Annotated in this window: 14 protein-coding genes, 2 tRNA genes and 4 rRNA genes; 14 read left to right on the forward strand and 6 right to left on the reverse strand. The window is 63.6% G+C overall.

Annotation, left to right across the window (positions count from 1 at the left end):
- Positions 1-291: 291 nt before the first annotated feature.
- From ACZ0AE_RS01635 to rrf (ACZ0AE_RS01660), 6 genes are all read left to right on the forward strand, one after another.
- Positions 292-1,838 (forward strand): 16S ribosomal RNA (locus ACZ0AE_RS01635).
- Between the two features lie 95 nt (positions 1,839-1,933).
- Positions 1,934-2,009 (forward strand) — tRNA-Ala (locus tag ACZ0AE_RS01640).
- A 48-nt stretch (positions 2,010-2,057) separates the two neighbouring features.
- Positions 2,058-2,134 (forward strand) — tRNA-Ile (locus ACZ0AE_RS01645).
- A gap of 228 nt (positions 2,135-2,362) precedes the next feature.
- A 23S ribosomal RNA gene (locus ACZ0AE_RS01650) occupies positions 2,363-5,241 on the forward strand.
- Positions 5,242-5,410: 169 nt separating this feature from the next.
- Positions 5,411-5,525: ribosomal RNA gene (gene rrf, locus ACZ0AE_RS01655) — 5S ribosomal RNA — on the forward strand.
- A 131-nt stretch (positions 5,526-5,656) separates the two neighbouring features.
- Positions 5,657-5,771: ribosomal RNA gene (gene rrf, locus ACZ0AE_RS01660) — 5S ribosomal RNA — on the forward strand.
- Together the 16S, 23S and 5S rRNA genes with 2 tRNA genes alongside form the textbook arrangement of a ribosomal RNA operon.
- 139 nt (positions 5,772-5,910) lie before the next feature.
- Here rrf (ACZ0AE_RS01660) and ACZ0AE_RS01665 read toward each other — a convergent pair.
- The 3 genes from ACZ0AE_RS01665 to ACZ0AE_RS01675 all read right to left on the reverse strand — a co-directional run bounded on the left by ACZ0AE_RS01665 (position 5,911) and on the right by ACZ0AE_RS01675 (position 8,692).
- Positions 5,911-6,090: a hypothetical protein gene (locus ACZ0AE_RS01665; RefSeq protein ID WP_447591519.1), complete on the reverse strand. Its 180-nt coding sequence runs from the start codon at positions 6,088-6,090 to the stop codon at positions 5,911-5,913.
- Between the two features lie 147 nt (positions 6,091-6,237).
- The gene (locus tag ACZ0AE_RS01670; RefSeq protein WP_463600229.1) at positions 6,238-7,977 is read right to left on the reverse strand and encodes a M28 family metallopeptidase; all 1,740 of its coding nucleotides are present in this window, start codon (positions 7,975-7,977) and stop codon (positions 6,238-6,240) included.
- A gap of 52 nt (positions 7,978-8,029) precedes the next feature.
- Complete coding sequence (locus ACZ0AE_RS01675; protein WP_038690946.1) at positions 8,030-8,692, reverse strand: DUF4097 family beta strand repeat-containing protein; 663 nt, start codon at positions 8,690-8,692, stop codon at positions 8,030-8,032.
- A gap of 97 nt (positions 8,693-8,789) precedes the next feature.
- Between ACZ0AE_RS01675 and ACZ0AE_RS01680 the strand changes: the two genes are divergently transcribed.
- Both ACZ0AE_RS01680 and ACZ0AE_RS01685 read left to right on the forward strand, forming a co-directional pair.
- A complete protein-coding gene (locus ACZ0AE_RS01680; protein WP_463600230.1) occupies positions 8,790-10,115 on the forward strand; it encodes a murein hydrolase activator EnvC family protein in 1,326 nt (441 codons plus the stop codon).
- Positions 10,116-10,239: 124 nt separating this feature from the next.
- On the forward strand, positions 10,240-11,667 hold the full coding sequence (locus tag ACZ0AE_RS01685; protein WP_463600231.1) for a S41 family peptidase: 1,428 nt from the start codon (positions 10,240-10,242) through the stop codon (positions 11,665-11,667).
- Between the two features lie 132 nt (positions 11,668-11,799).
- Here the strand turns inward: ACZ0AE_RS01685 and ACZ0AE_RS01690 are convergent, their stop codons facing one another.
- Positions 11,800-12,492, reverse strand: coding sequence for a rhomboid family intramembrane serine protease (locus ACZ0AE_RS01690; RefSeq protein ID WP_038690939.1), 693 nt, complete (start codon positions 12,490-12,492; stop codon positions 11,800-11,802).
- Positions 12,493-12,718: 226 nt separating this feature from the next.
- On the opposite strand from ACZ0AE_RS01690, the gene ACZ0AE_RS01695 reads away from it, so the two are divergent.
- Complete coding sequence (locus tag ACZ0AE_RS01695) at positions 12,719-14,077, forward strand: outer membrane protein transport protein (RefSeq protein WP_463600232.1); 1,359 nt, start codon at positions 12,719-12,721, stop codon at positions 14,075-14,077.
- Between the two features lie 192 nt (positions 14,078-14,269).
- Here the strand turns inward: ACZ0AE_RS01695 and ACZ0AE_RS01700 are convergent, their stop codons facing one another.
- Together ACZ0AE_RS01700 and putA are read right to left on the reverse strand one after the other, a co-directional pair.
- Positions 14,270-15,001: a ThuA domain-containing protein gene (locus ACZ0AE_RS01700; RefSeq protein WP_463600233.1), complete on the reverse strand. Its 732-nt coding sequence runs from the start codon at positions 14,999-15,001 to the stop codon at positions 14,270-14,272.
- 214 nt (positions 15,002-15,215) lie between these two features.
- Positions 15,216-18,440, reverse strand: a complete 3,225-nt coding sequence (gene putA / locus ACZ0AE_RS01705; RefSeq protein ID WP_447591533.1) for a bifunctional proline dehydrogenase/L-glutamate gamma-semialdehyde dehydrogenase PutA — start codon at positions 18,438-18,440, stop codon at positions 15,216-15,218.
- 506 nt (positions 18,441-18,946) lie between these two features.
- On the opposite strand from putA, the gene coxB reads away from it, so the two are divergent.
- The 5 genes from coxB (at position 18,947) to ACZ0AE_RS01730 (ending at position 23,199) form a co-directional block, all read left to right on the forward strand.
- Entirely contained in the window at positions 18,947-19,894 is a 948-nt protein-coding gene (gene coxB / locus ACZ0AE_RS01710; RefSeq protein WP_463600234.1) for a cytochrome c oxidase subunit II, read from the forward strand.
- Between the two features lie 64 nt (positions 19,895-19,958).
- Positions 19,959-21,569: a cytochrome c oxidase subunit I gene (gene ctaD, locus ACZ0AE_RS01715; protein WP_038690929.1), complete on the forward strand. Its 1,611-nt coding sequence runs from the start codon at positions 19,959-19,961 to the stop codon at positions 21,567-21,569.
- 7 nt (positions 21,570-21,576) lie between these two features.
- Entirely contained in the window at positions 21,577-21,711 is a 135-nt protein-coding gene (locus ACZ0AE_RS01720; protein WP_275133788.1) for a hypothetical protein, read from the forward strand.
- Positions 21,708-22,301 carry a cytochrome c oxidase assembly protein gene (locus ACZ0AE_RS01725; RefSeq protein WP_038690927.1) on the forward strand — a complete coding sequence of 198 codons (594 nt, stop codon included), beginning with the start codon at positions 21,708-21,710 and terminating at the stop codon, positions 22,299-22,301. Before ACZ0AE_RS01720 ends, ACZ0AE_RS01725 begins: the two co-directional genes overlap by 4 nt.
- A 22-nt stretch (positions 22,302-22,323) precedes the next feature.
- Positions 22,324-23,199 (forward strand): cytochrome c oxidase subunit 3, encoded by an 876-nt coding sequence (locus ACZ0AE_RS01730; RefSeq protein ID WP_038690925.1) that lies wholly within the window; start codon positions 22,324-22,326, stop codon positions 23,197-23,199.
- Positions 23,200-23,225: the final 26 nt, after the last annotated feature.

Raw genomic sequence — 23,225 nt, forward strand, 5'->3', positions numbered from 1 at the left:
TTCGGTGAAACGGCCTTGAAAAAAGGTGTTGACGAAGCAGATAAGCCGGTCTACAATGGGCGGCTCGCAACGACGGAAACGTCGGGGCAAACGGAAGAAGGCGCTGAGGCCGATTCCAAAGTTCTTTGACAGTATGCGCAGGTATCTTGTGAAGGCGCCTGCAGGAAGGATGTATGTCCATCTTGCAGACGTTTGATCAAGCAACATATCAATTGTTTTAAAGCAAGCGAAACGTTGCCAGCGGTCAAGCATCTGCAGCTTTAAATTTTTAGTCCTCGGACTATGCGTTTTTAAGTGAAGAGTTTGATCCTGGCTCAGAGTGAACGCTGGCGGTAGGCCTAACACATGCAAGTCGAACGGCAGCACAGTAAGAGCTTGCTCTTATGGGTGGCGAGTGGCGGACGGGTGAGGAATACATCGGAATCTACCTTTTCGTGGGGGATAACGTAGGGAAACTTACGCTAATACCGCATACGACCTTCGGGTGAAAGCAGGGGACCTTCGGGCCTTGCGCGGATAGATGAGCCGATGTCGGATTAGCTAGTTGGCGGGGTAAAGGCCCACCAAGGCGACGATCCGTAGCTGGTCTGAGAGGATGATCAGCCACACTGGAACTGAGACACGGTCCAGACTCCTACGGGAGGCAGCAGTGGGGAATATTGGACAATGGGCGCAAGCCTGATCCAGCCATACCGCGTGGGTGAAGAAGGCCTTCGGGTTGTAAAGCCCTTTTGTTGGGAAAGAAAAGCAGTCGATTAATACTCGGTTGTTCTGACGGTACCCAAAGAATAAGCACCGGCTAACTTCGTGCCAGCAGCCGCGGTAATACGAAGGGTGCAAGCGTTACTCGGAATTACTGGGCGTAAAGCGTGCGTAGGTGGTTGTTTAAGTCTGTTGTGAAAGCCCTGGGCTCAACCTGGGAATTGCAGTGGATACTGGGCGACTAGAGTGTGGTAGAGGGTAGTGGAATTCCCGGTGTAGCAGTGAAATGCGTAGAGATCGGGAGGAACATCCATGGCGAAGGCAGCTACCTGGACCAACACTGACACTGAGGCACGAAAGCGTGGGGAGCAAACAGGATTAGATACCCTGGTAGTCCACGCCCTAAACGATGCGAACTGGATGTTGGGTGCAATTTGGCACGCAGTATCGAAGCTAACGCGTTAAGTTCGCCGCCTGGGGAGTACGGTCGCAAGACTGAAACTCAAAGGAATTGACGGGGGCCCGCACAAGCGGTGGAGTATGTGGTTTAATTCGATGCAACGCGAAGAACCTTACCTGGTCTTGACATGTCGAGAACTTTCCAGAGATGGATTGGTGCCTTCGGGAACTCGAACACAGGTGCTGCATGGCTGTCGTCAGCTCGTGTCGTGAGATGTTGGGTTAAGTCCCGCAACGAGCGCAACCCTTGTCCTTAGTTGCCAGCACGTAATGGTGGGAACTCTAAGGAGACCGCCGGTGACAAACCGGAGGAAGGTGGGGATGACGTCAAGTCATCATGGCCCTTACGACCAGGGCTACACACGTACTACAATGGTAGGGACAGAGGGCTGCAAACCCGCGAGGGCAAGCCAATCCCAGAAACCCTATCTCAGTCCGGATTGGAGTCTGCAACTCGACTCCATGAAGTCGGAATCGCTAGTAATCGCAGATCAGCATTGCTGCGGTGAATACGTTCCCGGGCCTTGTACACACCGCCCGTCACACCATGGGAGTTTGTTGCACCAGAAGCAGGTAGCTTAACCTTCGGGAGGGCGCTTGCCACGGTGTGGCCGATGACTGGGGTGAAGTCGTAACAAGGTAGCCGTATCGGAAGGTGCGGCTGGATCACCTCCTTTTGAGCAAAGACAGCATCGTCCTGTCGGGCGTCTTCACAAGTAACCTGCATTCAGAGTTTCACGTCGGCCTGGCCGGCGTGGATAGTCCCGTATATGGGGCCTTAGCTCAGCTGGGAGAGCACCTGCTTTGCAAGCAGGGGGTCGTCGGTTCGATCCCGACAGGCTCCACCACACGTCACACGTTTATCGGTGTGTTCGGCAATGAGCTAAACGGACATTGGGTCTGTAGCTCAGGTGGTTAGAGCGCACCCCTGATAAGGGTGAGGTCGGTAGTTCGAGTCTACCCAGACCCACCACTCTGAATGACTAGCGCATACAAAGAATTTATTACGCATCGGCATTGTGGCCGGTACGTGTTCTTTTAAAACTTGTGACGTAGCGAGCGTTTGAGATTCTATCTTGACGTGTCGTGAGGCTAAGGCGGAAGACTTAAATGTCTTCTTATTAATTGAGTCGTTATATTTCGTATCTGGGCTTTGTACCCCCAGGTCATATATGTAACCCAAGGCAACTTGCGGTTATATGGTCAAGCGAATAAGCGCACACGGTGGATGCCTTGGCGGTCAGAGGCGATGAAGGACGTGGCAGCCTGCGAAAAGTATCGGGGAGCTGGCAACAAGCTTTGATCCGGTAATGTCCGAATGGGGAAACCCACCCGCTTGCGGGTATCCTGCAGTGAATACATAGCTGCTGGAAGCGAACCTGGTGAACTGAAATATCTAAGTAACCAGAGGAAAAGAAATCAACCGAGATTCCCTGAGTAGCGACGAGCGAACGGGGACTAGCCCTTAAGCTGGAATGGTTCTAGAAAAACAGCCTGGAACGGCTGGCCATAGAAGGTGATAGCCCTGTATTTAAAAGGGCCACTCCAGTGAAGACGAGTAGGGCGGGGCACGTGAAACCCTGTCTGAACATGGGGGGACCATCCTCCAAGGCTAAATACTACTGACCGACCGATAGTGAACCAGTACCGTGAGGGAAAGGCGAAAAGAACCCCGGAGAGGGGAGTGAAATAGATCCTGAAACCGTGTGCGTACAAGCAGTAGGAGCTCGAAAGAGTGACTGCGTACCTTTTGTATAATGGGTCAGCGACTTACTGTTCGTGGCAAGCTTAACCGTATAGGGGAGGCGAAGGGAAACCGAGTCTGATAAGGGCGCATAGTCGCGGGCAGTAGACCCGAAACCGGGTGATCTAGTCATGGCCAGGGTGAAGGTGCCGTAACAGGTACTGGAGGCCCGAACCCACGTCTGTTGCAAAAGACGGGGATGAGCTGTGATTAGGAGTGAAAAGCTAATCGAACCCGGAGATAGCTGGTTCTCCTCGAAAGCTATTTAGGTAGCGCCTCATATGTATCCTCTCGGGGGTAGAGCACTGTTATGGCTAGGGGGTCATCGCGACTTACCAAACCATTGCAAACTCCGAATACCGAGACGGACTGTATGGGAGACACACGGCGGGTGCTAACGTCCGTCGTGAAAAGGGAAACAACCCAGACCCACAGCTAAGGTCCCAAATTCACTGCTAAGTGGAAAACCATGTGGAAAGGCACAGACAGCCAGGAGGTTGGCTTAGAAGCAGCCACCCTTTAAAGAAAGCGTAATAGCTCACTGGTCGAGTCGGTCTGCGGGGAAGATTTAACGGGGCTAAGCAGTGAACCGAAGCTTGGGGTGTGCATATTTATATGTACGCGGTAGAGGAGCGTTCCGTAAGCCGTTGAAGGTGGATTGAGAAGTCTGCTGGAGGTATCGGAAGTGCGAATGCTGACATGAGTAACGATAATGCGGGTGAAAAACCCGCACGCCGAAAGCCCAAGGTTTCCTTGCGCAACGTTAATCGGCGCAGGGTGAGTCGGCCCCTAAGGCGAGGACGAAAGTCGTAGTCGATGGGAAGCAGGTTAATATTCCTGCACCTCGCGTAAGTGCGATGGAGGGACGGAGAAGGTTAGGTGTACCCGGCGTTGGTTGTCCGGGGGAAAGGAGGTAGGTTTGAATCTTTGGCAAATCCGGGATTCTTCAAGACCGAGCACCGAGACGAGCCTTTAAGGCGAAGTCACTGATACCACGCTTCCAGGAAAAGCTCCTAAGCTTCAGCTTACGCAGACCGTACCGTAAACCGACACAGGTGGGTAGGATGAGAATTCTCAGGCGCTTGAGAGAACTCGGGTGAAGGAACTAGGCAACATGGCACCGTAACTTCGGGAGAAGGTGCGCCCTTTTTGGTGGCTCATGCGAGCTATAGCTGAAGAGGGCCGCAGAAACCAGGCCGCTGCGACTGTTTATCAAAAACACAGCACTCTGCAAACACGAAAGTGGACGTATAGGGTGTGACGCCTGCCCGGTGCTGGAAGGTTAATTGATGGGGTCAGCCGCAAGGCGAAGCTCTTGATCGAAGCCCCAGTAAACGGCGGCCGTAACTATAACGGTCCTAAGGTAGCGAAATTCCTTGTCGGGTAAGTTCCGACCTGCACGAATGGCGTAACGACAGCGGCGCTGTCTCCACCCGAGACTCAGTGAAATTGAAATCGCTGTGAAGATGCAGCGTTCCCGTGGCAAGACGGAAAGACCCCGTGAACCTTTACTATAGCTTTACACTGAACGTTGAGTTCGTCTGTGTAGGATAGGTGGGAGGCTATGAAACTGTGGCGCTAGCTGCAGTGGAGCCATCCTTGAAATACCACCCTGTCGTGCTTGACGTTCTAACCTGGGTCCATAATCTGGATCGGGGACCGTGTATGGTGGGTAGTTTGACTGGGGCGGTCTCCTCCTAAAGAGTAACGGAGGAGCTCGAAGGTACGCTCAGCGCGGTCGGACATCGCGCACTGTGTGCAAAGGCATAAGCGTGCTTGACTGCAAGATCGACGGATCAAGCAGGTAGGAAACTAGGACTTAGTGATCCGGTGGTTCTGTATGGAAGGGCCATCGCTCAACGGATAAAAGGTACTCCGGGGATAACAGGCTGATACCGCCCAAGAGTTCATATCGACGGCGGTGTTTGGCACCTCGATGTCGGCTCATCACATCCTGGGGCTGTAGTCGGTCCCAAGGGTATGGCTGTTCGCCATTTAAAGTGGTACGCGAGCTGGGTTCAGAACGTCGTGAGACAGTTCGGTCCCTATCTGCCATGGGCGTTGGAGATTTGAGAGGGGCTGCTCCTAGTACGAGAGGACCGGAGTGGACGAACCTCTGGTGTTCCGGTTGTCACGCCAGTGGCATTGCCGGGTAGCTATGTTCGGAAGCGATAACCGCTGAAAGCATCTAAGCGGGAAGCGCGCCTCAAGATGAGATCTCCCGGGGCACAAGCCCCCTGAAGGAACCATATAGACTATGTGGTTGATAGGTCAGGTGTGTAAGTACAGCAATGTATTGAGCTAACTGATACTAATGATCCGTGTGGCTTGACCATATAACCTCAAGTTGCCTTGGCCGACATGACATGTCGATAGATCCCAAGTGCACGCTACGTCACAAGACCAAACGAGAGGCAGGCGCTCAGGCGCGTCTCTTTGTAAAGCCGGCACACTCGTGCCCGCTCTCTGCAAAGACACGCTCTGCGGCGACACTCCAAAAGCCTCCCTGGTGAAATTAGCGCTGTGGAACCACCCGATCCCATCCCGAACTCGGAAGTGAAACGCAGCTGCGCCGATGGTAGTGTGGCTCAAGCCATGCGAGAGTAGGTCATCGCCAGGGTTTATACCCCGAAAACCCCGTTGCTTACGCAACGGGGTTTTCTTTTTTGCAGGCACCCGGTTTTCGAAGGTGTCAGTTTTCTCGGAAGAGACCCATGCCGAGCTGGCGCAACGCGCTGCTCCAACCGTCTCCCTGGTGAAATTAGCGCTGTGGAACCACCCGATCCCATCCCGAACTCGGAAGTGAAACGCAGCTGCGCCGATGGTAGTGTGGCTCAAGCCATGCGAGAGTAGGTCATCGCCAGGGTTTATACCCAAAACCCCGCTGCTCACGCAGCGGGGTTTTTTCTTTGTGCGCTTCCGGACGCGCGTAGAGCCGACCGTTGGTCGGCTGCACGCCGCACCGGCATTGCGGCGCACCACGTGGAGCCGACCAACGGTCGGCTCTACCCGAGGGTGATGCGCACGAATGCGTCTGCCGGAAAATGCGCGGCGTTGCCGACGCTTCGCGGATCTCGCTGGAAGACACACGTGAAGCTGACGCCGGCATTGCCTGTGTTGCATTGGCGCATGGACGCCTGATGCCGCGCGCCTGACATCGCTGGCGTTTCGCCGATCACGGTCATGCCATCACCGGGCGCGGTAGCGACAACGGCGGTCGATCAGGATGCGACCCCATCCGGTCACACTTCCGACGCTCCATTGGCGACATCCACCCATAAAAAAACGGCGCCCCGTAGGGCGCCGTTTCTGGTTCAAGCACTGACTGAGGCTTACTTGTTGCCCGGTGCCCGTGCCGGCGCACCTGCCGCCCCAGCCTTCGGCGCCATCATCGCGTCGCGAGCCGCCTTGAACGGGTTGCCCTCGTACCAGTTCGGCCAACGGTCGCCGCCGGCCAGTTCCTTGCCTACGCCGTACAGCAGCTGCAGGTCTTCCACCGTGCCGTCCAGCTTCCAGGTGGCCGCGTCGAACTCATCCTTCGGCCCGTGATAGCGGTCGCGGCCGTAGGCCTCGGCGGCCTTGCGGCCGGCCTCGACGCCACCGTCGCGCAGGTCTTCGCCGCCGTCGGCATACAGGGCCGGCACGCCGGCCTTGGCGAAGTTGAAGTGGTCCGAACGGAAGTAGAAGCCGCTCTGCACCGCGGTCTCGCCGTGCAGGGTGCGGCCCTGGTTGGCGGCCAGCGGCTTGAGGATGTCTTCCAGCTCCGAGCTGCCGAAGCCGGTCACCGTGAGATCCTTGGCACGGCCAGCCACCGACATCGCGTCGATGTTGATCACCCCGGCAATCTTGTCCAGCGGGAAGGTCGGGTGGCTCACGTAGTACTTGGAGCCCAGCAGGCCCGACTCCTCCAGCGTCACCGCCAGGAACACCACCGAACGCTCCGGCGGCGGCTGCTGGTGTGCCATCGCATCGGCCACTTCCAGGATGCCGGCCACGCCGGTGGCGTTGTCTACCGCACCGTTGTAGATGTTGTCGCCCTGCTCACCCTCGTGCTTGCCCAGGTGGTCCCAATGGGCCATGTACAGCACCGCTTCGTCGGCCCGCTTGCTGCCCGGCAGCACGCCAACCACGTTGCGCGACTTCTTCTCGGCGATGGTGCTCTTCAGGTCGAAGGACACCTTGGCCTTCAGCGACACCGGCTTGAAGCCGCGCTTGCTGGCGTCCTTGTAGGCCTTGTCCAGATCCAGACCGGCATCGGCGAACAGCTGGCGGGCCGCTTCTGCACTCAACCAGCCCTGTGCGGGGATGCGGGCTTCCGGGTCATCCTTGGCCGGCAGGTCGTACTGCGGGCCGGCCCAGGAGTTCTTCACCACGTCCCAGCCGTAGGAAGCACCGGCGGTGTCGTGCACGATCAGCGCCGCGGCGGCGCCCTTGCGGGCGGCTTCTTCGAACTTGTAGGTCCAGCGCCCGTAATAGGTCATGCGCTTGCCGTCGAACAGCTTGGCATCGTCGACGTGGAAGCCCGGGTCGTTGACGAACATCACCACCGTCTTGCCCTTCCAGTCCTGCCCGGCGTAGTCGTTCCACTTCTGCTCCGGCGCATCCACGCCGTAGCCGACGAACACCAGCTCACTGTTCTCGACCTTCACTTCGGGCTGGCCGCTGCGGGTGCCGATCACCATGTCGGTGCCGAACTTCAGGTCGCGCTGCTTGCCCGCCTGGTCCAGCTTCAGCACCGTCGATTCGTCGGCGCTGGTTTCGGTCATGGCCACGTCCTGGAACCAGCTGTCGCCGTTGCCCGGCTGCAGGCCGATGCGCTGCATCTGGTCGCGGATGTAGTTGACGGTCAGTTCTTCGCCCTTGCTGCCGGGGGCACGCCCCTCGAACGCGTCGGAGGAGAGGGTTTTGACCAGCTCGCCGAAATCGGCGGCGTTGATGTCGGGCGAGAACGCGTGGCCAGTGGCGGCCACCGGCGCCGGCGCGGCGGCCGTGTCGACAGGTGCGGTGGCTTCGCCCTTGCACGCGGTCAACGCGGCGGTGGCAGCAAGGCACAACAGAAGTTTGCAGGGCATCATCGATTCCTGGGTACAAGGGGCCGGTGCCGACAGGCACCGGAAGAGGGTATCAATCCTGGGGCGCGGCGTCGGTATCGAACGTCTGCGGCTGGGCGCCGCTGACCGGGCCGATGTGCGCGCTGCGGTGGACATACAGGGTGACGTCACGGTCGAACTGCAGGCTGCCGCTGACACTGGCATTGGGGCCGACGATCACGCGGGGTTTGCGGTTGCCGGTCAACGACAGGCTGAAGTTGGGCTTCTTGACCCGGATGCCGCCCTGGACCTCCGAGCCGACGCCGACGGTGATGTCGCCGTTGACCGTTTCGATGTTGCCGTTCAAGCGCGTCTCCACCAGCCCGATGCCGCCGTTGACGGTTTCCATGTTGCCTTCCACCACGCTGCCACGGTCGACGAAGATGCTGCCGTTCACCGTTTCCACGTTGCCGGCGGCGACCACGTCGCGCCCGATCCGCACGTTGCCGTTGACGGTGGACACGCCGGTGGTGCGGGCGCGGTCGTCGATCCGGATGCTGCCGTTGACGGTCTCGATCTCGCGGGTGACCACGCCCTCTTCGACCGTCACACCGCCATTGACGGTCTCCAGGTCGCCGTAGGTCTGGCCGGCCGACGCGCGGATGCTGCCGTTGACCTTGCTGATGTCTTCGCTGGCGAAGGCAGGTGCGCACGGCAGCACCAGGGCCAACAGCAGCGCGAGTGGAATATGTTTCATGGTGACCTCATGTCCGGTGTGCGGCTGGCAGGCCGCCTGTTGGGATGTCACCATGCATCGCTACAATCCGCATCTGCCTGAAGTCACTGGAAAGCCCTTGCGCCACAACGCTTTGTCCTCACGCCGGAATAACAAACCGACGCCCTGTCGCCGCGGGGGTGTCGTCCTGCGCGCGTGGGCGCATGGGCTGGTGCTGGCGCTGTCGGTCCTGGCAATGGGGCCGGTGTCGGCACAGAGTTCAAAGGAAGCCGAGCGCAAGCTGCAGAAGCTGCGGTCGGAGTTGAAGGGCGTGGCGCAGGAGCGCCGCACGCTGGAAGGCCAGCGCGGCCAGGCCTCGCGCCAGTTGCGCGACGCCGACGAGAAAGTGGCCCGAACCGGCCGCGTGCTGGCCCAGACCGAAACCGCCCTGCAGCGCGAAACCCGCGCCATGGAAGAGCTGCAGCGCAAGCGCAGCGACCTGCAGGCCGGCATGACCAAGCAGCGCGAAGAACTGGCCTCGCTGCTGCGGTCGGCCTACCGCATCGGCAACAACGCGCCGTTGAAGCTGCTGCTGTCGCAGGACCGCGTGGCCGACGCCAACCGCAGCCTGGCCTACCACCGCTACCTGCAGCGCGAGCGTGCCCGCCGCATCCAGCTGCTCACCCACGATCTGGCCGAACTGCAGGCCGTGGAAGCGCAGATCGTCGAACGCCGGCAGGCGCTGGAAGGCACCCGCCAGCAGCAGAAGCAGCAGGTGGCGACCCTGGCCGACGACCGCCGCAACCGCGCGGCCACCGTGGCCAGCCTGGACGAGCGCTACAAGGACCGCAGCGAGCGCGAAAAGGCGCTGGGCCAGGATGCCAAGGCGCTGGAAACGCTGCTGGCCAACCTGCGTGCCGCCGCTGCCCGTGCCGAGGCCGAGCGCCGGGCGGCTGCCCGCCGCGCGGCTGCCGAAAAGGCCGCCGCCGAGAAAGCGGAGAAGGCCGCTGCCGCCAACGGCACCCGCCCACCGCCGCGACCGGGCAAGACCCCGCCGGCAGTGGCCTCGGCGCCGCCGCCCAAGGTGGGCGGGCTGGGCTGGCCGTTGTCGGGCAACCTGCTGGCGCGCTATGGCGGCAAGCTGCCCGATGGCCGTACCAGCAGCGGCGTGCTGATCGGTGCCGCGGCCGGCAGCACGGTCACCGCCGTGGCCGATGGCACCGTGGTGTTCTCCGACTGGATGACCGGCTACGGCATGATCCTGATCGTCGACCACGGCAATGGCTACATGAGCCTGTACGCACACAACGACACCCTGCTGCGTGATGCCGGCGCCACGGTCAAAAAGGGCGATGCGGTGGCCAAAGTCGGCAACTCCGGTGGGCAGGGCGTGACCGCGCTGTACTTCGAGCTGCGCCGCAACGGCCAGCCGGTGGATCCGGGCAGCTGGCTGCAGCGTCGCTGACAGCCAGCCCAACGGCAGGCGCCTGTCGCACACCGGGTTCAACGGGAATTTATCGTCGCTTCGCGCATAATCGGGCGACGCACCTGGTGCGTGTTTTCCGTCCCCCGCCGACCTGGAGTGCTTCATGCGCGTAGCCCGTACCGCCACCTTGCTGCTGGCCCTGTTGCCCGCCGTGTCATGGGCGCAGCAGACCCGCGAGGCCGCCAGCAGTACCAGCGACGCAGCCAGCAACGAAGAAGCGGTGACATCGCGGGTGCCGCTGGAAGAGATCCGGCGCTATGTGGCGGTCTACAACGCGGTACGCGCCGCCTATGTGGACCCGGTGGACGACAAGAAGCTGATGCAGTCGGCCATCCGTGGCCTGTTGCTGGACCTGGACCCGCACAGCACCTATTTCGACAAGGAAGACGCCGAGGCCTTCGATGAGCAGGCCACCGGCGCCTACGACGGCATCGGCGTGGAGCTGCAGCAGCAGCCCGACAACAGCAGCCTGAAGGTGATCTCGCCCATCGACGACACCCCGGCCGCCAAGGCCGGCATCCTCGCCGGCGACCTGATCATCGCCATCGACGGCAAGCCGATCAGCGCCATCGAAGCCACCGAACCGCTGCGCGGCAAGGCGGGCAGCAAGGTGGTCCTCACCCTGGTGCGCGAGGGCAAGCCCAAGCCGTTCGATGTCACCGTGACCCGCCAGACCATCCGCGTGACCAGCGTGCGCAGTCGCATGCTGGAACCGGGCTACGGGTACATCCGCCTGAGCACGTTCCAGGCCGACACCGGTGCCGATTTCCAGAAGCACGTGGGCCAGTTGCAGCAGCAGGCGGGCGGCAAGCTCAAGGGCCTGGTGCTGGACCTGCGCAGCAACCCCGGCGGCCTGCTCACCGCAGCGGTGCAGGTGGCCGATGACCTGCTTGAGAAGGGCAACATCGTGAGCACGCGCGGCCGCATCTCGATCAGCGATGCCCGCTTCGACGCCACCCCGGGCGACCTGCTCAAGGGCGCGCCGGTGGTGGTGCTCGCCGACGCAGGCTCTGCCAGCGCCTCCGAAGTGCTGGCCGGTGCGCTGCGCGACAACGGCCGCGCCCGCGTGGTGGGCAGCCGCACCTTCGGCAAGGGCTCGGTGCAGACCGTGTTGCCGCTGGACAACGGCGATTCGGTCAAGCTCACCACCGCGCGTTACTTCACCCCCAGTGGCAAGTCGATCCAGGCCACCGGCATCGTGCCCGACGTGGTGCTGCAGCCGGAAAAGCGCGAGGGTGAGGACGACCTGCCGGCCAGCCTGGCCGACTACAGCGAAGCGACCCTGCCGGGCCACCTGCGTGGTGACGAGGAGGGCAGCGAAGGCTACAAGGCCGGCGACGTGCTGCCTGGCGATGGCCCGATCAACGATGCGCTGGCCGAGTTGAAGCAGCCCGGTTCGGTAGTGGCCAAGCAGAAGGAGGACGCCGCCAAGGCAGCGGCGCAGAAGAAGCCGGATGAGAAGAAGCCGGCAGAAGCGAAGCCGGAAGCGAAGCCCGAATCGAAGCCTGCGGACGTGCCGACCAAACCCTGATCGGTAGTGCCGGCCGCTGGCCGGCTCTGCAGTCATCCAACCGTACGAGGAGCCGGCCAGCGGCCGGCACTACCGAATGGATTCAGGCGTGCGAGGAGCCGGCCAGCGGCCGGCACTACCGGTGCGGTGGGCTTAGAAGCCGTGCCGCTTGCGCAGCCGCCGCGCGATCGCCGCGCGCACGTACACGCCATAGCCCAGTCCAAACGCGAAGCCGGCGATGTGCGCCCACCAGGCCACCATGCCGAAGCTCGGCCCGATGTAGGCAAACACGACCTGCAGCGCCGCCCAGACCCCGATCAGCAGGTACGCCGGGGCGCGCACGAATTCCAGGAACAGGCCCAGCGGGATCACCACACCCAGCCGCGCGCCGGGGAACAGGGCCAGGTAGGCCCCGATCAACGCCGACACCGCGCCGCTGGCACCGATGATGATCTGGTCCGGGCTGCCCATGGTGTAGATCGCGGTCAGGTTGGAAATTGCCCCGCCCACCAGGAACAGCAGCATCAGCCGCCACGGCCCCAGCACGCGCTCGGCCGGCAGCCCGAAGATCAGCAGGAACACCAGGTTGCCCAGCAGGTGCGACCAGTCGGCATGCAGGAACAGGGCGGTGAACAAGCGCAACACGCTGCCGTCCTGCAGGGTGGCCCACCAGTCAAGCGGGCGGGTCAGCCCGGTCGACAGCGCGCCCCAGTCCAGCCACAGGCTGCGCCGGGCGTCCCCCGGCCGCGAGATCGACCACAGGAACGCCACCCACAGCGCCGCGAACAGCAGCGGGGTAGCCCAGCGGAAGGCAGACTTCTTGCGGGAAGGGATCGACACGAACATGGGTGCGCTAGCCTAGCGCGGTGGCGCTTCGGACGGGGGATTGACGGGTTCAGCCTGAATAGCCACCAGGGCGACGCCCGTTATTGTTTCATTAACCGGTCTGGGTATACTCCAATACGGCGTCGTATGTCGGGAGGGGAATCCGGCGCGTTGTTCCCGCCCCAGGGCAGGGAAGAGCGCAGGCGCGCGTTGCCCAACATCACCGCAATTCCGGAGAGAACCAAACATGCATACCGCTTCCTCGCTTGCCCGCGTCACCGCCCTGGCCGTCGGCATCGCCGGCGCCCTGGCCGCTGGCCACGTCCACGCCGCCGCCTTCCAGCTGAAGGAAAACAGCGCCAAGGGTCTTGGCCGCGCCTTCGCCGGTTCGGGCAGCGCCCAGGGCGACGCCTCGATCATCGCCGTCAACCCGGCCGGCATGCGCCAGTTGGAAGGCATGCAGATCCAGGGTGACCTGAGCGCCATCAGCTTCTCGGCCGATTTCAAGGGCAGCGGCCGCAACGCCGGCCCGACCGGTGCCGGCACCGGCACCCCGATCTCGGGCGGTGACGGCGGCGACGCCGGCATGATCGCCCCGGTCCCGGCCGCTTACTTCCACATGCCGATCGGCGAAAAGGCCCACTTCGGCGTCTCGCTGACCGCCCCGTTCGGCTTCAAGACCGAATACGACAGCAACTGGGTCGGCCGTTACAGCGGCATCAAGACCGACCTGAAGGCCATCGACCTGGGCTTCGCCGCGTCCTATGACGTCAACCCGTACGTGTCCTTCGGCGCGTCGGTGTTCGTTGAACACCTGACCATCGAACTGACCAATGCCATCGACTACGGCGCACTGGTCAGCCAGCTGCGCGTGCCGACCTTCGCGCCGGGCTCCGATGACGGCACCCTGAAGGTCGAAGGCGACAACAACGCCGTCGGCTGGACCGTGGGCGGCCTGTTCAGCCCGGACGAGAACACCCACATCGGTATCAGCTACCGGTCGAAGGTGGAACACAAGATCACCAACGGTGAAGCCACCTTCGAGGGTGGTGAGCGTGCCCGTGCCATCCTGGCTCGCCCGAACGTGCGTCCGGGCTGGTTCGTGGACACCAGCGGTCGCGCCACGGTCACCATGCCGGCCTCGGCGACCTTCAGTGTCACCCACAACGTCAATGACCGCTGGACCGTCATGGGCGATGTGACCCGCACCGCGTGGTCGACCTCGTTCGACAAGGTGACCATCGATTACGCCTCCAACCAGGCCGACTCGAACCTCAACTTCGCCTACCGCGACACCACCTTCGTGTCGCTGGGTACGGACTTCAAGCTGAGCGACACCGTCACCCTGCGCGGCGGCGTGGCATACGACCAGACCCCGACCACCGACGCGCACCGTGACGTCCGCGTGCCGGACACCACCCGCAAGTGGCTGTCGCTGGGCGTGGGCTGGACCCCGTCGGCCAACATGGAATACAACTTCGGTTACACCCACCTGTTCACCAAGGATCCGAGCGTCAACACGACCGCGGAAACCGGTAACAAGCTGGTGGGCAAGTACGATGTGGGCGGCGACGTGATTGCCGCGTCGTTCAACTACAAGTTCTGATCGCCGTAGCAGTACTGCGTGTCTGAATGCAGAAAGCCCCGCGAAAGCGGGGCTTTTTGTTTGCCCGTCGCGCGGCGATGCCAGGCGGTGATGCACGGGCGTAACTCAGCCATCGGCAGTCGATCGGCATGCGCCGCTACCAGTGGAACGTGGAAGATCCGGTGGGCTGTGGATGCAGGGGCGATCAGCGACTCAGCAGATCGGCGAGCGGCCCGCCGCATAACGCATGCCCTGCCGCAGCTGCGCCAGGAAATGCGGGTTGCGGTACACCGCTTCGTCATGCCCCAGGCCGGTGTACCAGCTGCGCCCGCCGCCGAAACGATGGCACCAGGTGATGGGATGGTCTGCGCCCATGCTGCCGCCGTCGTAGCGCCGCTCGTCCACGGTAGCCACCACCTGCACGCGCCCGCGGGGATTCTCGCGGTAGTTGTAGAGCTCGTCGCGGATCGGCCACGGCGTGCCGTGCGCGCGGCCATCGCGCTCGGGCTGCACCTGCGTGTCCTGCAGGCCGGGCGGGTGCGCCTTGAACCATGCGCCCACCAGCTGGCCATACCACGGCCAGCCGTACTCGGTGTCGGCGGCCGCATGCACGCCGACAAAGCCGCCGCCGTGGCCGATGAAGCCTTCCAGCGCGGCCTGCTGGTTGGCGTCGAGCACATCGCCGGTGGTGCTGGCGAACACCACCACGCGGTAGCGCGCGAGGTTGGCGGCTGTGAACGCACCGGGGTCTTCGCTGTGGTCGGCGACCATGCGCTCGCCGGTGGCCAGCGTCTGCAGCGTGGCCACGGCCGTCGGGATGGAGTCGTGCCGGAACCCGGCGGTATGGGTGAACACCAGCACCCGCTCGGGCGGCGCAACGGTGGCGTGCGAAGTGCCGGGCAGGAGCACGGGAAGCAGCAGGAGTGTCCGGAGGAGGGCGCGCATGGGCGGATGATGGCACAGCGGCAAGGCACCGGCGGGAAGGCGTGCAGCCACCAGTGGGAGCGGTGCGGGATGGCGTGCAGCCACCCATGGATGGGTCTTCCGGGCGGTGCGGGATGGCGTGCAGCCACCCATGGGGTGGCTCTACCTCCTGCGGGGCACGCGAAAAAAAAGCCCCGCGTTTGCGGGGCTTTTCAGTGCTGCCTTGTGCCGTGGATCAGTCGCCCAGGGTCAGCAGCGAGGCGTTGCCACCGGCGGCCGTGGTGTTCACGGTGACGGTCTTTTCGGTGGCAAAGCGCAGCAGGTAGTGCGGGCCGCCGGCCTTGGGGCCGGTGCCGGACAGGCCCTGGCCGCCGAACGGCTGCACGCCGACCACCGCGCCGATCTGGTTGCGGTTGACGTACACGTTGCCCACGTTGATGCGCGAGGAAATGCGGTCCACGGTTTCATCAATGCGCGAATGCACGCCCAGGGTGAGGCCGTAGCCGGTGGCGTTGATCTGGTCGATCACCGCATCCAGCTGGTCGCCCTTCCAACGGATCACGTGAAGCACCGGCCCGAAGACTTCCTTGTGCAGCTGGTCCAGGTTCTTCAGTTCGTACGCACGCGGCGCGAAGAAGGTGCCATGTGCGGCGGCTTCGTCGAGTTCGGCCGCGGCGATCAGGCGCGCTTCCTTCTCCATGCGCACCGCGTGGTCCTGCAGGATCTGCAGCGCGTCGGCGTCGATCACCGGGCCCACGTCGGTCGACAGCAGGCCCGGGTCGCCGACCTTCAGTTCGGCCATCGCACCGGACAGCATGGTCATCACCTTGTCGGCGATGTCGTCCTGCACGAACAGCACGCGCGCGGCCGAGCAGCGCTGGCCGGCCGAGGTGAACGCCGAACCGATGGCGTCCTTGACCAGCTGTTCCGGCAGCGCCGAGGAGTCGGCGATGAAGGCGTTCTGGCCGCCGGTTTCGGCGATCAGCACGCCAATGGCGGCATCGCGTGCGGCCATCGCGCGGTTGATCGCGCGGGCGGTGTCGGTGGAGCCGGTGAAGGCCACGCCGGCCACGCGCGGGTCGGCGGTGAGCGCGGCACCGACGGTGGCGCCGTCGCCCGGCAGGAACTGCACCACGCCTTCGGGCACGCCGGCGTCTAGCAGCAGCTTCACTGCGTAGTAGCCGATCAGGTTGGTCTGTTCGGCCGGCTTGGCGATCACGCTGTTGCCGGCGGCAAGCGCGGCGGCCACCTGGCCCAGGAAGATCGCCAGCGGGAAGTTCCACGGGCTGATGCAGACGAACACGCCGCGGCCATGCAGCTGCAGTTCGTTGGATTCACCGGTGGGGCTGGGCAGCTTTTCGGCGTGGCCGAACTGCTCGCGCGCCTGCTTGGCGTAGTAGCGCAGGAAGTCGACCGCTTCGCGCACTTCGGCGATGCCGTCGGGCAGGCTCTTGCCGGCTTCCTTGACGCACAGCGCCATGAACTCGGGCATGCGCGCTTCCAGCTGGTCGGCGGCGTGTTCCAGGATCGCCGCGCGGCTGGCGGCCGGGGTGCGGTTCCAGGCCGGCTGCGCGGCCACGGCATTGGCCAGCGCCTTCTCGACGGTGGCGCTGTCGGCCGGCTGCCACTGGCCCACCACCTGGCGCGTGTCGGCCGGGTTGGTCACGTTCAACAGCGCGCCGGTCGGGGTGGCGCCGGGCACCAGCGGCGCGGCCTTCCACGGCTTCACGGCGGCGTTGAGCTGCTCGGCCAGCGCGCGCAGGTCGTTGTCGTTGGCAAGATTGACGCCCATGGAATTGGTCCTGTCATGGTTCTGGCTGCGCAGCAGGTCGACCGGCAGCGGGATTTTCGGGTGGGGAATGGACGCGAACGAGGACACCGCCTCGACCGGATCGCGGATCAGGTCGTCGATGGCCACCGCGTCGTCGGTGATGCGGTTGACGAAGCTGGAGTTGGCGCCGTTTTCCAGCAGGCGGCGCACCAGGTACGGCAGCAGGTCTTCGTGCGAACCGACCGGTGCGTACACGCGGCACGGCACGTTCAACCGATTGGCCGGCACCACTTCGGCGTACAGGTCATCGCCCATGCCGTGCAGCTTCTGGTGCTCGTACTGGCCCCCCTTGGCGATCGCCTTCACCGCGGCAATGGTGTGCGCGTTGTGGGTGGCGAACATCGGGTACAGCGCATCGGCATGCGAGAACAACCGCTTGGTGCACGCCAGGTAGGACACGTCGGTGTTCTGCTTGCGGGTGAACACCGGGTAGGCCGGCAGGCCGTCGATCTGCGCGCGCTTGATTTCCGCATCCCAGTACGCGCCCTTGACCAGGCGCACCTGCAGGCGGCGACCGATGCGACGGGCCAGGTCGGCCAGGTAGTCGATCGTGTACGGGGTGCGCTTCTGGTAGGCCTGCACGACCACGCCGAAGCCTTCCCAGCCGCTCAGCGACGCATCGCTGACCACCGCTTCGATGATGTCCAGCGACAGCTCCAGGCGGTCGGTTTCCTCGGCATCCACGGTGCAGCCGATGCCGTAGGACTTGGCCAGCTGCGCCAGTTCCAGCACGCCCGGGACCAGGTCGGCCATCACACGCGCGCGCTTGGCATGCTCGTAGCGCGGGTACAGCGCCGACAGCTTGATCGAGATGCCCGGGGCCGCGTTGACGTCGCCGTCCGGGCGGCCGCCACGGGCCTTGTGGTCGCCACCGATGGAGTGGATCGCGCGGCGGTAGTCTTCCAGGTAGCGCTTGGCGTCCTTCATGGTCAGCGCGCCTTCGCCGAGCATGTCGAACGAATAGCGGTAGCTGGCGTTGTCGCCCTTGTGCGAGCGCGACAGCGCCTCGTCGATGGTGCGGCCCATGACGAACTGGTGGCCCATGATCTTCATTGCCTGGCGCACGGCCAGGCGGATCACCGGCTCACCCACGCGGCCGATCAGGCGCGCGAACGCACCCGGCACGTCGGCGCGGGTGGCGTCGTTGATCTGCACCAGGCGGCCGGTCAGCATCAGGCCCCAGGTGGAGGCGTTGACCAGCACCGAGTCGCTGCCGCCCATGTGCTTCTTCCAGTCGGCATCGCCCAGCTTGTCGCGGATCAGCTTGTCGGCGGTGTCCTGGTCGGGAATGCGCAGCAGCGCCTCGGCCACGCACATCAGCAACACGCCCTCCTCGCTGCCCAGGTCGTACTGGCGCATGAAGGCTTCGATCGCGCCCTGGTCCTGGGCACGCACGCGCACGCGCTTGACCAGGTCGGCGGCGGTGGCCTGCACCTGCGCCTGTTCGTCGGCCGGCAGGCGCGCCTGCGCCAACAGCTCGCGCACGTGGCTGGCCTCGTCCTTCATCCAGGCATCGGTGATGGCCTGGCGGAACGCAGGGGGAGGCGTGCGCAGCTCAGGCGACAGCAGCGGCGGACGGAGAGCGCCGGACGGGGCCGGGGCAGGAATCGGTGCGGAAGGTGCGGTCATGCCGGTTGGCTCGTGGAGAACTTGACCATTTTAATCGTTTTTTGGCGCTTGGAAGCACTTTCACGACGCTGCCGGATCACACCCATAGCCTTTCATACAAAGGGATTCGGCGGGAACGGGGCAGCCTGTGAATAGTGTGCTGATTTCGTCAAAAGTACCGCCGGACCTCATGCTGTGTTGCACCATTCCTGAAAATGTGAATGGACCCTTGCTACTGTCGCGAGTGCAGGGCTACCATCGAGACGTTTCCTGCAGCAGGAATTGCGTCCCCCACAGGCGCTCCATGCCCCCGCTGTTCGTCCTGCTGTTTGCTGTGTTGAAGGTCCCGGAGCGCGAGGTCATCCCCGCCGCCGGGTAGTTGCCGGAGTGCGTCACCCGCCTGAATGGGCACGGTGCCGCGCCGGTGGCGAGAAGGACCGCTCGGGGCCAATCCACCGGCCCGGAAAACCAGAAGGCTTGCTCGCGGCCCGCAATGGCTGCAACCGACGACGCTAAGGGTCTAGGCAATGAAGCAACGCAGAAAGTGGGGCAGGACGTTCGCAACAGCAACAATGAGCGGGGCAGCACTGCTGGCGCCCGCATTGGCGTGGGCCCAGGCGGCCGACCCCAAACCGTGGCAGTTGAACATGGGCAAGGGGGTGACCCAGAGCGCGCGGTTGGCGTGGGAATCCAACCTGTTCTCGCTGTGGGTGTGCACCGTGATCGGCGTGATCGTGTTCGGCGCGATGTTCTACGCCATGTTCAAGTTCCGCAAATCCAAGGGCGCGGTCGCGGCCACCTTCAGCCACAACACCAAGGCCGAGGTCATCTGGACGGTGATCCCGGTGATCATCCTGGTGGTAATGGCCTGGCCGGCCACGGCCAACCTGATCAAGTTCTACGACACCCGCGATTCGGAAATGACCGTGAAGGTCACCGGCTACCAGTGGATGTGGAAGTACGAATACCTCGGTGAGGACGTCACCTTCACCAGCCGCCTGGACCGCGAGTCCGACCGCGTGCGGCAGAGCGGCACGGTGCCCACGCTGGCATCGCACCCGCACTACCTGCTGGAAGTGGACAACCGGCTGGTGCTGCCGGTGGATACCAAGGTGCGCTTCGTGATCACCTCCGACGACGTCATCCACGCCTGGTGGGTGCCGGCGCTGGGCTGGAAGCAGGATGCCATTCCCGGCTTCATCAACGAGGCCTGGACCAACATCGAGACGCCCGGCGTCTACCGCGGCCAGTGCGCCGAGCTGTGCGGCAAGGACCATGGCTTCATGCCCATCGTGGTGGAAGCGGTGTCCAAGGAGGACTTCCAGAAATGGCTGGCCTCACGCAAGCCCGCACAGGCACCGGCACCTGCGCCGGCAGCGACGCCTGCAGCACCGGCACCCGCCGATGCCGCGCCTGCCGCCACGCCGGAAGCAACGCCGCCGCCGGCACCGGCAGCAGCGGGCAGCAACGCCTGAAATCGAGCTGCGCCTGCCACCCGGCAGGCGTGGGTACCACCGGATCCAGTGAGGTGTAGTTGCGATGGCGCATTCCGCAGTTGACCACGATGGGCACCACGGGCATCAGCAGAGCTTCGTGGAGCGTTGGTTGTTCTCGACCAACCACAAGGACATCGGCACGCTCTACCTGCTTTTCAGCTTCATCATGTTCATCATCGGCGCGGCCATGAGCGTGGTCATCCGCGCCGAGCTGATGCAACCGGGCCTGCAGTTCGTCAAGCCCGAGTTCTTCAACCAGATGACCACCGTGCACGCCCTGGTGATGATCTTCGGCGGCGTGATGCCGGCCTTCGTCGGCCTGGCCAACTGGATGATCCCGCTGCAGATCGGCGCGCCGGACATGGCGCTGCCGCGCATGAACAACTGGTCGTTCTGGCTGCTGCCGGTGGCCTTCAGTTTGCTCCTGGTCACCCTGTTCCTGCCCGGTGGCGCGCCTGCCGGTGGCTGGACGCTGTACCCGCCGCTGTCGCTGCAGGGTGGCTACAACGTGGCCTTCAGCGTGTTCGCCATCCACGTGGCCGGCATCAGTTCGATCATGGGCGCGATCAACATCATCGCCACCGTGCTCAACATGCGCGCGCCCGGCATCGACCTGCTGAAAATGCCGATCTTCTGCTGGGCCTGGCTGATCACCGCCTTCCTGCTGATCGCGGTGATGCCGGTGCTGGCCGGTGCGGTAACCATGCTGCTCACCGACAAGTTCTTCGGCACCAGCTTCTTCAACGCGGCCGGCGGCGGCGACCCGGTGATGTTCCAGCACATCTTCTGGTTCTTCGGGCACCCGGAGGTGTACATCATGATCCTGCCGGCGTTCGGCGTGGTCAGTGAAATCATCCCCACCTTCAGCCGCAAGCCGCTGTTCGGCTACCAGGCCATGGTCTACGCGGTGGCGGCGATTGCCTTCCTGTCGTTCATCGTCTGGGCCCACCACATGTTCACCGTGGGCATGCCGCTGGGCGGCGAAATCTACTTCATGTTCGCCACCATGCTGATCTCCATCCCGACCGGGGTGAAGGTATTCAACTGGGTGAGCACCATGTGGCGCGGTTCGCTCACGTTTGAAGCCCCGATGCTGTGGGCGGTGGCCTTCGTGATCCTGTTCACCATCGGCGGCTTCTCCGGCCTGATGCTGGCGATTGTGGTGGCCGACTTCCAGTACCACGACACCTACTTCGTGGTGGCGCACTTCCACTACGTGCTGGTCACCGGCGCGGTGTTCGCGCTGATCGCCGCGGTGTACTACTGGTGGCCGAAGTGGACCGGGCGGATGTACAGCGAGAAGTGGGCCAAGTTCCACTTCTGGTGGTCCATCGTATTCGTGAACCTGCTGTTCTTCCCGCAGCACTTCCTGGGCCTGGCCGGCATGCCGCGCCGTATCCCCGATTACAGCGTGGCGTTCGCCGACTGGAACCTGATCAGCTCGATCGGTGCGTTCGGCATGTTCGCCACGCCCTTCATGATGGCCGCGATCCTGCTGCACTCGCTGCGCCACGGCGAAAAGGCCACCGACCGGGTATGGGAAGGCGCGCGCGGGCTGGAGTGGACGCTGCCGTCGCCGGCACCGGCGCACACCTTCACCACGCCGCCGGTGATCCGCCCGGGCGACCTGGCCCATGACGACATCACCCACTGAGGTGGCCATGACGAACGCTCCCAACAACGTGGACATGCAGGCCCTGCAGCGCCGCCGCGCGCACCGCACCGCCTGGAAGATCGGGCTGGTGGCGGTGGCGGTGTACGTCGGCTTCATCCTGACCGGGGTGATCGGACGATGAGCGACACCGGCCCGGCCGTTCCCGCACGCACAGCGGGCCTGCCCCGCCTGATCGGGGTGGCGCTGGCCGTGTTCGTGCTGACCTTCTCGCTGGTGCCGCTGTACCGCATCGCCTGCGAAAAGGTATTCGGCGTGCGCCTGGAGCGTGGTCCCGGCGCCGCGGCGGCGGGCGTCAGTGCGCCGGGCAAGCGCACCGTGCGGGTGGAGTTCGACGGCGGGGTCAATTCCAAGCTGCCGTGGGCGTTCCATCCCGAACAGCTGACCATGGACGTGGTGCCGGGCGAGCTCAACGAGGCGCTGTACTACGCCCGCAACGACAGCGACCGCGCGCTGGTGGGCAGCGCGGTGCCGTCGGTGGCACCGGCCAAGGCGTCGGGCTACTTCAGCAAGACCGAATGCTTCTGCTTCACCGCGCAGACCCTGCAGGCCGGCGAAAAGCGCGACATGCCGGTGCGCTTCATCGTCGACCCGGACCTGCCGGCCAACATCAAGACCATCACCCTGTCCTACACCTTCTACAAGAACGACGCGTTGTCGGCGCAGTTGCCTGCCGCCGTGGCGGCAACAGCCAACGCACACGCTGCTCCCTAGATACGCACCGGACCCCAAGACCATGGCCCAGCAAAGCCCCGATGCCAACGTGTACTTCGTGCCCACGCACAGCAAATGGCCGTTCATCGGTTCCATCGCGATGATGGTGACCATGGTGGGCGTGGCCAGCTGGCTCAATGATTCCGGCTGGGGCAAGTGGACCTTCTACGCCGGCATCGCGATGCTGGTGCTCACCCTGTTCTGGTGGTTCAGCGACGTGGTGCGCGAATCGCAGGCCGGCAACTACAACCGCCAGGTGGACGGTTCGTTCCGGATGGGCATGGTGTGGTTCATCTTCTCCGAAGTGATGTTCTTCGGTGCGTTCTTCGGCGCGCTGTTCTACACCCGCAACCTGGGCCTGCCGTGGCTGGGCGGCGAGGGCGACGGGGTGATGACCAACGAACTGCTGTGGGATGGTTATTCCGCCGCGTGGCCCACCAATGGCCCCGGCAGCATCGGCGGCCACTTCCAGACCATTCCGGCCTGGGGCCTGCCGCTGATCAACACGCTGATCCTGCTCACCTCCGGCGTCACCCTCACCATCGCCCACCACGCGCTCAAGGCCGGCAACCGCCGCCAGCTGCTGGTCTGGCTGGGCCTGACCGTGGTGCTGGGCGTGTTCTTCCTGACCCTGCAGGCCGAGGAATACATCCACGCCTACAAGGAACTCAACCTCACCCTGGGCTCGGGCATCTACGGCTCCACGTTCTTCATGCTCACCGGCTTCCACGGTGCGCATGTGCTGCTGGGCACCATCATGCTGGGCGTGATGTGGCTGCGCTCGGCCAAAGGGCACTTCACCCGCGACAACCACTTCGGCTTCGAAGCGGCGGCCTGGTACTGGCACTTCGTCGACGTGGTGTGGCTGATGCTGTTCCTGTTCGTCTACGTGCTGTAGCGTCGGGGCGACACCTGCCGCACCTG

The sequence above is a fragment of the Stenotrophomonas sp. AC248 genome (assembly GCF_979258185.1).

What these genes read in the sequence shown, in the direction of transcription:
- ACZ0AE_RS01665 (WP_447591519.1), bottom strand. Translation starts at nt 6,090, where the DNA reads ATGACCGTGATCGGCGAAACGCCAGCGATGTCAGGCGCGCGGCATCAG.
- ACZ0AE_RS01670 (WP_463600229.1), bottom strand. Translation starts at nt 7,977, where the DNA reads ATGCCCTGCAAACTTCTGTTGTGCCTTGCTGCCACCGCCGCGTTGACC.
- ACZ0AE_RS01675 (WP_038690946.1), bottom strand. Translation starts at nt 8,692, where the DNA reads ATGAAACATATTCCACTCGCGCTGCTGTTGGCCCTGGTGCTGCCGTGC.
- ACZ0AE_RS01685 (WP_463600231.1), top strand. Translation starts at nt 10,240, where the DNA reads ATGCGCGTAGCCCGTACCGCCACCTTGCTGCTGGCCCTGTTGCCCGCC.
- ACZ0AE_RS01690 (WP_038690939.1), bottom strand. Translation starts at nt 12,492, where the DNA reads ATGTTCGTGTCGATCCCTTCCCGCAAGAAGTCTGCCTTCCGCTGGGCT.
- ACZ0AE_RS01695 (WP_463600232.1), top strand. Translation starts at nt 12,719, where the DNA reads ATGCATACCGCTTCCTCGCTTGCCCGCGTCACCGCCCTGGCCGTCGGC.
- ACZ0AE_RS01700 (WP_463600233.1), bottom strand. Translation starts at nt 15,001, where the DNA reads ATGCGCGCCCTCCTCCGGACACTCCTGCTGCTTCCCGTGCTCCTGCCC.
- putA (WP_447591533.1), bottom strand. Translation starts at nt 18,440, where the DNA reads ATGACCGCACCTTCCGCACCGATTCCTGCCCCGGCCCCGTCCGGCGCT.
- coxB (WP_463600234.1), top strand. Translation starts at nt 18,947, where the DNA reads ATGAAGCAACGCAGAAAGTGGGGCAGGACGTTCGCAACAGCAACAATG.
- ctaD (WP_038690929.1), top strand. Translation starts at nt 19,959, where the DNA reads ATGGCGCATTCCGCAGTTGACCACGATGGGCACCACGGGCATCAGCAG.
- ACZ0AE_RS01720 (WP_275133788.1), top strand. Translation starts at nt 21,577, where the DNA reads ATGACGAACGCTCCCAACAACGTGGACATGCAGGCCCTGCAGCGCCGC.
- ACZ0AE_RS01725 (WP_038690927.1), top strand. Translation starts at nt 21,708, where the DNA reads ATGAGCGACACCGGCCCGGCCGTTCCCGCACGCACAGCGGGCCTGCCC.
- ACZ0AE_RS01730 (WP_038690925.1), top strand. Translation starts at nt 22,324, where the DNA reads ATGGCCCAGCAAAGCCCCGATGCCAACGTGTACTTCGTGCCCACGCAC.